The sequence below is a fragment of the Ureaplasma diversum NCTC 246 genome, assembly GCF_000731915.1.
GTDB classification, from domain to species: domain Bacteria; phylum Bacillota_I; class Bacilli_A; order Mycoplasmatales; family Mycoplasmoidaceae; genus Ureaplasma; species Ureaplasma diversum.
In genome coordinates this window covers 1-10,817 of the sequence record NZ_JFDP01000008.1, presented here as the reverse complement: position 1 = coordinate 10,817, position 10,817 = coordinate 1, and the positions used below count along the sequence as shown (strand labels likewise).

The 10,817-nt window shown below is 27.0% G+C and carries 8 protein-coding genes; 2 read left to right on the top strand and 6 right to left on the bottom strand.

From position 1 onward, the window contains the following. Positions 1 to 131: 131 nt before the first annotated feature. From UDIV_RS04715 to UDIV_RS00495, 4 genes are all read right to left on the bottom strand, one after another. A complete protein-coding gene (locus UDIV_RS04715) occupies positions 132 to 860 on the bottom strand; it encodes a DNA-methyltransferase (RefSeq protein WP_038101711.1) in 729 nt (242 codons plus the stop codon). Continuing rightward, positions 860 to 1,945: a DNA cytosine methyltransferase gene (locus UDIV_RS04710; RefSeq protein ID WP_038101708.1), complete on the bottom strand. Its 1,086-nt coding sequence runs from the start codon at positions 1,943 to 1,945 to the stop codon at positions 860 to 862. Before UDIV_RS04710 ends, UDIV_RS04715 begins: the two co-directional genes overlap by 1 nt. A 359-nt stretch (positions 1,946 to 2,304) precedes the next feature. Beyond that, positions 2,305 to 3,978: an IS1634 family transposase gene (locus UDIV_RS00500; RefSeq protein WP_038101705.1), complete on the bottom strand. Its 1,674-nt coding sequence runs from the start codon at positions 3,976 to 3,978 to the stop codon at positions 2,305 to 2,307. 271 nt (positions 3,979 to 4,249) lie between these two features. After that, the gene (locus tag UDIV_RS00495; protein ID WP_081847787.1) at positions 4,250 to 5,428 is read right to left on the bottom strand and encodes a FecCD family ABC transporter permease; all 1,179 of its coding nucleotides are present in this window, start codon (positions 5,426 to 5,428) and stop codon (positions 4,250 to 4,252) included. Positions 5,429 to 5,504: 76 nt separating this feature from the next. On the opposite strand from UDIV_RS00495, the gene UDIV_RS00490 reads away from it, so the two are divergent. Beyond that, on the top strand, positions 5,505 to 5,948 hold the full coding sequence (locus tag UDIV_RS00490) for a hypothetical protein (RefSeq protein ID WP_038101703.1): 444 nt from the start codon (positions 5,505 to 5,507) through the stop codon (positions 5,946 to 5,948). Between the two features lie 3 nt (positions 5,949 to 5,951). On the opposite strand, the gene pepF is transcribed toward UDIV_RS00490, so the two are convergent. Beyond that, positions 5,952 to 7,778, bottom strand: a complete 1,827-nt coding sequence (gene pepF, locus UDIV_RS00485; protein WP_038101701.1) for an oligoendopeptidase F — start codon at positions 7,776 to 7,778, stop codon at positions 5,952 to 5,954. A 110-nt stretch (positions 7,779 to 7,888) separates the two neighbouring features. Here pepF and UDIV_RS00480 point away from each other — a divergent pair, with 110 nt between their 5' ends. After that, positions 7,889 to 8,767, top strand: coding sequence for a phosphate acyltransferase (locus UDIV_RS00480; protein ID WP_051749359.1), 879 nt, complete (start codon positions 7,889 to 7,891; stop codon positions 8,765 to 8,767). 53 nt (positions 8,768 to 8,820) lie between these two features. Here UDIV_RS00480 and UDIV_RS04435 read toward each other — a convergent pair. Further along, positions 8,821 to 10,817 (bottom strand): hypothetical protein (locus UDIV_RS04435; protein ID WP_038101695.1); only part of this gene is annotated, 1,997 nt, incomplete at its 5' end.

Here is a 10,817-nt window from a genome sequence, read left to right as displayed (position 1 = left end):
GTGATTTATACTACCTAGTATATATTCTTTTGAACCAATTATTTTTTCCTTATACAATGGATATATTAATCCTAAAACATAGGCTAAGGCTTCATTAATTTCTGTTGTTGATAAATCGATTATATTCATCATTATTTTTTACTCTTTTCAGAACCAACATTGTTGAATTTCAATCTTTTTGCAGCTAGTGAGTAATAGTTTTTATCATATTCTATTCCAATAAAATCTCTCCCATTAGAAATAGCAGCTTCTCCTGTTGTTCCACTTCCCATAAAAGGATCAAGAATTAGATCATTTGGATTAGTGTGTATTTGAATGATTTGATTCATTAACTTTAAACTTTTTTGAGTGGGATGATTTAATTTTTCTTTACCAAAAACAACTGGGTATTTAAACATCCCTCTTAAATAAGGAAGACTATCTGGTTTATTGAATGTTCACTTTGCATTTTTCTTAACAGCTCAAATTGCAAATTCCATATCTTGGACATATCTTCTATTAATGTTTCTTGGCATCGGGTTTGATTTTTGTCATATTAAAACATCTTTGACAACCATACCAGTTGATTCATTTTCTAAAGCATCAATGATGTAACTAATATATCTGTATGAGCAAAAAATGATCATACTACCATTTCTTTTTAATATTTTTGAGTATTTAGGAATCCAAGAGAATAAGTCAAATGATCCATCATCTCACGAACCAAAGTCTACACCTTTTCGTGGATTCTTAAGTGTATTGAAATTATTTTTTTGTGAAATGTTATATGGTGGATCGGTGATTATGTGGTCTACTTTAATTCCGTTTTTAATAAATTCATTTATTTTAGAATAAGCGTCAGCATTAAAAAGTTGTATCATTATTTACTCTCTTTTAAATATTTTTTAATATGTTCGCCAATACCTTTTGCCATTAATGGTGGAACTGCATTTCCTATTTGTTTACAAATTGCAGTTTTTGTTCCGATAAATATAAAACTATCAGGGAAACTTTGGATTCTAGCAGCTTCTCTTGGTGTAATAGCTCTGTTTAAGAATGGGTGTGAATTTCTTCCGTTTGAGGGTGTGTCAAATCTAGTGTCAATGGTTGGACTAGGTTCATCTCAAATAAGTCTTGATCAAGTTGATGAAAATTGTTGTCTTCCATGTAAATCAACAGGCAGATAACTTTTATCACCTTCTGGCGGGATTAGTTTTAATTTTTCTAATGCTTTAGTTGAATGATTAGATGCTTTGTGATTGTATAAAAAACCAGCACATTTTCTCATTAATTTTTGATATGTAGATTCAGGGGATGTGATATATTCTGACTTATCAGATCCTTCTTTAGAGTTTAAATAAGCTAAATCAGATATAGCATCTCTAACAGTTGTTTTAGAAGCGTTATTTGTTTTTGGTAAAGATATTGGTTTTGAATCTAGTGTACCTATGATAATTGCTCTTTCTCGTTTTTGTGGCACACCAAAGTTATATGCATTAACAACTCCATGGCTTAAGGTATACCCTAATGCAGTGAATTTTTCATAGATTTGATCAATAAAAAATCCATTATTTGATGCAATCATATTTTTTACATTTTCTATGATGAAAATTTCGGGTCTAAGTCTTTTAACAATATCAAAATACTCAAGAAATAAAAAGTTTCTTGGATCATCTAAACCAAGGTTCTTGCCTTTTAAACTAAATCCTTGACATGGCGGACCGCCAATAATCATATTAATCCCAGCTTTTTTAGATAATTCAACAACCTGATCTTTTATTTTTGAATCCGAAACATCACCACAAATAGTTTTAGCATCTGGAAAATTATGTTTAAATGTTTCCAAAGCTTGTTGATTATGATCTAATCCGATCAATGTTTTAAATCCATCTATTTGATCTAGACCATAAGAAAACCCACCAGCACCACAAAACAAATCTAAGATCTTAAACTTCTTATCATTCATTGTATTTTCTCCCCTTTTATTATGTTTTGTGATAGTTAAGATATTGCAATTGAAATAATTTTAAATTTCAACTTATACCGACAACCCTTTTAAATCTATTTTATTGGTTTTTTATATCTATTCATTAAATCTATATTTAACAATATAATCATAGACTACATTTTATTATATAAAATCTATACTCTTATTTAAAATCATTAATAGATAATTATTTTATATTGTTTATTATTAATTTAAATATCATAAATATTTATTCTTATTAAATTTATACTCTTCCAACACAATAAAAATACACCCCTCCTACGTTTCCCACTTAAGTATAAAAATAAAAAACATAGCGTAAGTTTTTTTCAACAATCTTATGCTATGTTTTCTCTTATTAAAATTTCTAATAATAATTTATATGTTTCTCAGCTTTCTGATACCCCATCGTTAAATATTTGTATTACATTAACCTTTTGCTTATTTATAAAGGTCTCGACTTCTTTAACATCTTTAATAACATTAATTATTTTATGTTCAGTTATTCTATCTTTTCCTTCTAATCCTAATTTATCATTGATTATGTAAATAAGATAATTTAAGAAAACTAATGCTATAAAACATAAACATATATAACCTGTTATATGTTTTCAAGTTGATAAGAACATCGGTCTTAGTGATAATGCTCCTTTTAGGGTTCTAAAGTTTGATTTAATTTGTCATTGCTTAGAATATAATCCAACTATTTCACTAATGTTTAAATCTGTTCGATTCGTTTCATAGACATAATAGCCATCATATTTTTCATCTTCAATTATTTTTTGTTTATCTAATTCGTAGTATGCACCTTTATCAATAGGTTTAAAGAACCGATATTTTTTGCTTCCAGCTAAATCTTCGCAAGATACAAGATGATCTTTATCCATTTTCTTAGTGAAGTTTTCTATTAAAATTTGACGATCTTTTTTGTCTTTTGAAGCTCTTTTATCACTAAAAGTGATAATTTGTTGTCTTGTATGACCATTTGGTCTTTTTTTATTGTAAAGAGATGTTATTTGTCTAGTTTTGTATTTTATGCCATCTTCTGATCGATAACCATCTTCGTTAATAACATATTCTTTAAACTCTTTACTTCCTGTTTTCATTCGATAAGAAATGATATATTTTGAATTCATCGATTCTAAAAATCTTATATTTTTATTTATACTCATTCCTTTATCAGCAACAATGGTTACATTTGTTACACCATAAATTTTTGCTATTTCTAACATAAACGGGATGAAAGTGTTTGCATCTGCACAATTTCCAGGAAAAACTTTGTAGTGTAAAGGGATACCATTTTCATCAGTAGCCATTCCAATAACTATTTGATCTTCTTTGAATTTTCCGTCTTTTGAATACCCTGGCATCATATAACCTTGGCGTTTAAAAGTTTCGAAATAAGTTGTTGTTGAATCAAATCATAAGATGTTAATATTTCGATTAATTTTAACTTTTATTTTTGAATTAATATTTTGTAGGATTTTGTCTTTGTTTTCAGAAATATAATCAAGAGAACGATAAAATGAATTTTTCGAAGCTGTTTGTAAATTCTCTTTTTTCATTGTTTTATAAGTGTTATAAACACTTATTGGATTTTTAATTCTTTGGTAAATCATTTGTAAAACAACATCTTTAAGTGTTGTAGATTTTGTAGTTTTACAATCTTGGAAGATATCGAAATAACTAAATAATTTATCAACAATTTCAAGACCTTTAAATTTTTCAAACGCCTCCCTTTTAATCATATTCTTGTTTTTGAAAATATTATTTAGTTCTGTCCTTGCTTGTTCTTTAGTTAAAGATAAAGGGAAATTTGAAATAATTGCTTTTATAACTTTTAAGGGTTCTGGATCAAATTGTTTTAGATCTTCAATATAACCATAACCAAATCTCATAACAAATCCTTTGTTGTCTGGTTTAGGGATACCGATTGATAAATATTCACCCTTTTTAACTCGTGAAATGGATGTTATCCATTGTCTTTTTACTTCAGATGCTTTCTTTTTCATACAATTATTATATCATAATTTAAGCATAAAAGTATATTATTTTATATTTTATTAAAAATATAGGGGCTATTTTCCTATATTTTTTATAATTAAGTGGGAAACGTAGGAAAATCTATACTCTTATTTAAAATCATTAATAGATAATTATTTTATATTGTTTATTATTAATTTAAATATCATAAATATTTATTCTTATTAAATTTATACTCTTCCAACACAATAAAAATACACCCCTCTACTTTATACGAGTAAAAGGGTATATTTTATAAATTTATCGGTTTCAATGTCTTCAACCAACATAAGCTAATGTTGGTGCTCCAATAATAGTCATTCAAATTGATGAGTTAACATATTGAACTTCTTTAAATAGAACAACACCAAAAGAAGTTAAGATTGCCCCTAATAAAGCTGATAGTGGCATCACAATCCGATAGTCTCTAGTACTAAAGATTTTACGAATAATATGTGGTGTAAACAGTCCAACAAAAGCTACATTACCAACTAACATAATTGAAGGAGCAATACAGAAGATTGTGCTGATAATAGCCACTATTTTAATTGGAATAATTGCTGTTCCTAAATTCTTAGCTTTTTCATCTCCTATTTCAATTAATGTTAGCTTATGAGAAACAATATAAGCTAACATTACTCCAGCTAAAATTAAGATAGCACTAATTCATAGTATTTTATAAGCTTCTGTATGTGTATTAAAGATGTTTTCAGCCCCGCCTAATACATATAAAAAGTTAATTTGAGAACCTGATGTACTTTGGATTCTTATATAGTATGTAATTGTATTAAAGAAAATGCCAATTGCTAATCCAGCTAAAGTGATCTTAATATAAGATAGTTTTTTACTTGCTCCAAAAACTAGAATAAATAACATTAATGAAGATAATAAACCACCAGCAAAAGCAAATAAAATAACAATATCTGTTTTTGTTATATGGTATTTATTAAATGTTTCAGCAACATTAAACTTTAAAGCAAAAGCAATAACTACCATAAACACTGTTGCATTAACAATTCCAAGTGTTCCTGAGTCTGCTAATGGGTTTTTAGTTAATGATTGAGTCACACACCCAGCTACTGATAAAGCAATCCCAGATAAAATACTAGCTACACTAATCCAAACCGTTGACTGTAAATTAATATATTCAATTTTGTTCTCTTCTAAATATTGACCACTAAAAACTAATTTAAGTGAAACTAGAAGATCATACTTAACATCAACTAATTTATCGAAATCAGTATATGATGCATAAGATAGATTTCAGATTCAAATAGCAAAAACAATTCCTGCCATAAAAATGGATGCTAAAAAAACAAACAATAATTTGTTTTTTCTACTTATCTTTTTTTGAGTCAATGATAAAGATAGTTTTTGATTAGTAATAATATCTTTTAATGCTTTACATTCAAAAACCTTATTTTGCTTTTTGTTAATCATATCTTAATATTTTTTCTTATCTTTTATTTAGTAAACTTATCAATAATAAATTAGTAATTAATAAAGAGGGTGTTTTATGGCTTTTTATGAATTTAATAAATATTTAATACCTAATTATGATCCAGATAAAAATAATGAATATTATCTAGAATTTCAAAAGAATTATAATGATTTATTAAATGGTTGTATTAATATCTTAAATAATTATAACTTTAGATTTATTAAAACCCTATCTAATCCACACTATGACCAGATCGCTTTATTTACTAATCTAGTTTTTAGTAATGATCAAGTCTGTTTTGTGATCCAGATATCTTCTGTTAATTACTTAGATAATCAAGGAGATTTTAGTAGTAGTGAAATCTATTTTCACTTAGGGTATTATCAAATTAAAGATCAAGATTATATAGATCTATTACCAGTAGATAAAATGGTGTTTGTAGATACTTACACACACCATTTAAGTAATGAAGATATTTTTAATAATCTAAAAAAAGCAATCAAAATGATAGCTATTTAATTATTATTTAGACTTTTTGTTTTTAGAAGTTAATTGTTTAACTACTTGTTCATATTCTTCTAATCAAGAAGCACAAATACTTAAAGCTTCTTGTCATGGTTCTTCTTTTGTTAAATCAACACCAAGTAATTTAATTGTATCTAATGGTGTTTTTGAACCACCTGAAGATAAGAAGTTGAAGACATTAGTTTTAGCATCAGAAGCATTATCAAGTACACGTTGACCTGCAATTAAAGCAGCTACTTGTCCAATTGAATATTTATAAACATAGAAGTTACCAACATAGAAGTGGGGAATTCTTAATGGGGTAATTGATTGTAATGAATTAATTGGGTGGAACTTAGCTAGTGGTTTAAGTCCAGTATATTGTTCTTGAATTAAATCATAAGCTTTCATTACTTTATCAGAAGTAAATGGTTCACCATTATTAACTCATTCATTAGCTTTTCATTCAAACTCAGAGAAAATAACTTGTCTTGTTGTAGTTGCAAAGAATCCTGAAATCATTTCATCTAAAATCATTAATTTAGTTTCAAGATCATTTTCATACTTCTTAAGTAAGTAACCATTTAAATAAGCTTCATGAATTACAGATGCAATTTCTGCATAAAAAATCTTGTATGAGTTATAAATTGGTTGGTGTTTGTTTGAATATAGTGAGTGCATTGAGTGACCAAGTTCATGTACTAAAGTTTGTACAGCTCTTATTGAATTATCATAATTCATTAAGATGAAGTATTTATCCATTCCTTTAGTTCCACCAATTGAATAAGCTCCTCCACGTTTTCCTTTTTTAGGTAAGAAGTCGATTCAATTTTCATCAAATGCTTTTTGGATATATCATTTATATTCTTCACCTAAAATTGCTAATGAATCTAAAGCTAATTGTTTAGCTTCTTCAATTTCAATATTTACATTTTTAGAAGTTAATGGAACAGATCGATCTCAAGCTTCAACTTTATTAATTTTTAATAGATGTTTAATGTATGTAGTTCTTAGTTTATTAAACTTTTCATAAACAGGTTTATATTTTTTAACTTGTTCATAAATGTGTGGAATTAAACTTTTTTCTACTTCATCATCAAACGCCGTTTGAGCAATATAGTCTTCAAAGTTTTTAGCTTTAGCTTGTTGGTTTAAATATAAGTAGTTATTATAAAGTAATTGGGTTAATGTTTCTTTGTTTTTAAAGTAAGCATTATACATTGAAACATAAGCATTTTTTCTTAATGTACGATCTTTACTCTTTAATAACATAAAAGCATCTGCTTCATTATTAATTTGATGTTTTTTGTTTTTACTATCTAAAGCAGGTTCAAACTCCATATCATTGTTTGTAAATGTAGAATAAACATCATGGAATCCGCCATTTTGACGAGTTAATAAAGTATAAAGTTGACTTTCTCTTTCATTAAGAGTGTATGGTTTATAACGAAGAATACTTTCAAACTTCTTAGTATAAGCACTAATAGCTGGATCAGCTAAATACTCTCTTACTTTAGCTTCATTATTAATTAATGTTGTACTATATCCACTTAGTGCACTAGTTAGTTCATAATAACTAGCTGTAAACTTTTGTGTTCAACCATTTCAAGTTTGATCTACTACATTAGTATTTAGATTATTACTAATGTAGTTATATAAACGGTTTGATACGATTTCTAATTCTTCATCTAGTTTGATTCAATCAATGAAGTTTTGTTTTGAATCTAAAAATGTTTGATATGATTGAATTGTTTTTTGTTTTAGTTGTTCATATTGATCAAATAGTTCTTCTAAGGTTTGTGAACCTAAAATACTATCTAAATCTCATATGTATTTTTTATCCATATCTTTATTCCTTTACTGTTGTTATTTAAAATAATATAACATATTTCTATATTATAATACTTAGTACTAGCTTAAAAGCTAAAGAAGCACATTATAAAGGGTTTTAAATAATGTTTTTAGTACAACAATGACATAATCTATTAAAGAAGAAATATAAAAAACAAATTAAGTTATTAATTATTGAAGAGAGTGATGTTTTAGATCAAGCAATAGAATTGCTTGATCAATCATTGTTTAAAGTTTTTAGATTATTTGATTTTAATGATCAATCAATAAAAGAGAAGTGTGCTTTGTTTTATTATGAGCAAAGAAAAAATAAAGATAATATAAGTTTAAAAGATGCTTATAGATCTATTGAATCAAATCCAATTAATTTTGCATCAGCTTTAATTGGTTTAAATTATGTTGATATTTTAATACTAGGAATTATTTATGATTCTAAATCTTGCTTTAGTAGTATTTTAAAATTATTAAAGAATCCAGACAATAGTACTGCTTATAGTACTATGGTAATGTATAAAGATAATGAATTAATCTTTATGAGTGATTGTGCTTTAAACATCTCTATTAATAAAGAACAAATTAAACCATTAGTTAATTATTCTTATTTATTAGCTAAACAATGTTTTTTTGTAGATCAAAACTGTGCTGGATTAATAAGTTATCAAACTAATAATGATTATAGTGATAGTTCTATTAATCTATTAGGTTCACTTCAATTTGATGCTTTAGTAGATCCTAAAGTTAGAGCTATTAAATTAGCTAATAGTCATAATCATATTATTAATCATTATATATTTTTAGATTTAATAACAGCTAATACTGTTTTTAAGATTTATGCCCATAAAATGAACTATTTAACTATTGGATCTTATATTCATAATATCCAAAGATCTATTAGTGTATTATCTAGATCAGCTACTGTTGATGAGATAGTAGCTACTGTTTATTTATTGGGTTTTGATTTTGTGTTGAAGAGTGAGAAGTAAATAAAAAAAATGAGCGTTTAATTGCTCATTTTTTGTTTACTTTAGAACAAAATCTAAATTTTAGTTGTTATGTGTCTATCTGATGGAATATTGATTTCAATATTTTTTAATTCATGGTAATCATATTCTTCATACTCAGAATTTTCTTTTTGAACAGCACGATAAAATTTAATTTCTTCAATGTCATATTCATGTGCAAGTTCAACTCAATCATTAGGCATTTCTGGATCTGGACTATCTACGTAAGCAAATACAACATGAGCTTTACCATTTTTAGTTATTAATGCTTTTTTAGATCTAACAATTTTGCCATTACTACGATCTTTTAATGTAATTTCAATATAAGTATCTTCTTCTAAATTATCAATCGCTGTTAAGCTTGGATTATTAGTGTCGTGAATAATTCTCACATTTCCATAATAATGACGCGGCTGACCAATACCTGCAACTGGATCATAGAAAGCATCTTCAGGAACATTAGCTAACTTCTTAGAATAGTTTCAAACAGTTCTATCAAAAGTTAAAGGCCCAAGATTTTCAAATTTAACAGTTTTTTTAGTATTTCTATCATTATCGAAAATATCATCATTTGGATCAACAACTAATGTTGCTGTATTATCAAAACCATCAAGTTTATGAGGAGGTGTTCTAACTTGTTGATGTAAGTAATTATCAAATGCTAAAGAACCCTTATCAGTATTTGCTTCGCTTTCTTGATCACCATCTTCTGCTTTACGACGATATATTTCAAATAATTCTAAGAAATAATCTTTTTTTCATCTAATATATGTAGAAAAATGTAGGTGGGCTATACCATATTTATCTACATAATCATTTCCATATTCCACATCACTATATACAATACCACCCAAGTCATCAAGCTTTGTTTTAAGGTTTTCTCTTGGTGAAGTCGCTAATCTTGCAGTTATTCTTTTACCAATAAAGTTTTTAGGATTTTTTAAACGAATACGAAGTTCTAATCTTGCAGCTTGTGAGTTTGATCAATTATATAAAAGTCTTTCAGCATTATTAATTACAATTCCTGAAACATTAGGGTTACCCAAATTTTTATTTCTTTCGACTGTACCTAATGATTTTAGTTGATCTGAAGGAATAGTTTGTACAAGTTGTTCAGCATCTTGTTTTTCAAAAATTTCAATTTTATGAAGACGGTATTTTTTATTAGGATTTACTCCTTTAAACATTGCATTGGCAATAGTTTTTCCAATTCATACAACATCAGATGCTAAAACCTTACTTTCATCAGTTTCACCATCTTCAATAATATATGCTTTTGTTCATAAGTTGTTACGATAAGTTAAACTATATGTTAATACAAAGTTACCATCTTTCACTTCTCTAAAAGCATGCTCAGGTGTTGGAATATCAACTGATGTTTGCTTTAAGAATTTATCACCAATTTTAGCATCTGTAGTAATTGTTGCAGACACAGATGGTGCATGGCTATGTGCTTCTTCTTGGCTTTCTTCTCAAGCATCATCAGCAGCTTTCTTACTAACTCTATTTGCTTTAGTTGGAATTTGAACATTAATTACTTTGTCAATATTTTTGTCATTATTTAAAACAATTAAACCTATAACTTTATATTCTTTATCAGCTGATAAATTTCTAAATTGAACTACCCCTTCCTCACCTGTAATTTTAGTTAATGTAGAGTTGATAGTATTAGATGCGTTTACAGCTCCGGTTCTTGGTCCTAAGACAACTGCAACATTTTTATTTTCTCCATTAGCAAGATTAAATGTCATTTCATAATAACCATCTTTTCTAACAAGAGTTTCTTTAGGATTCGCAAATTGAAAAATTAGATCCTTACTATCTTTAATAGTTTCCCGATCATCATATGTTTTTGCATTATTTAAAATTGTTTCATAATTTTCAACGCGCAAATGATCTAATTTTTTTTGATTAACTGATTGCAAAGTATTATTCTTGGCATTATTATTGTTATTATTCTTGTTGCTATTGTTTGGTTCATTTTGTTTTTGTGTATCAGGGTCATTTGTTTCATTATTACAAGCAACAGCAA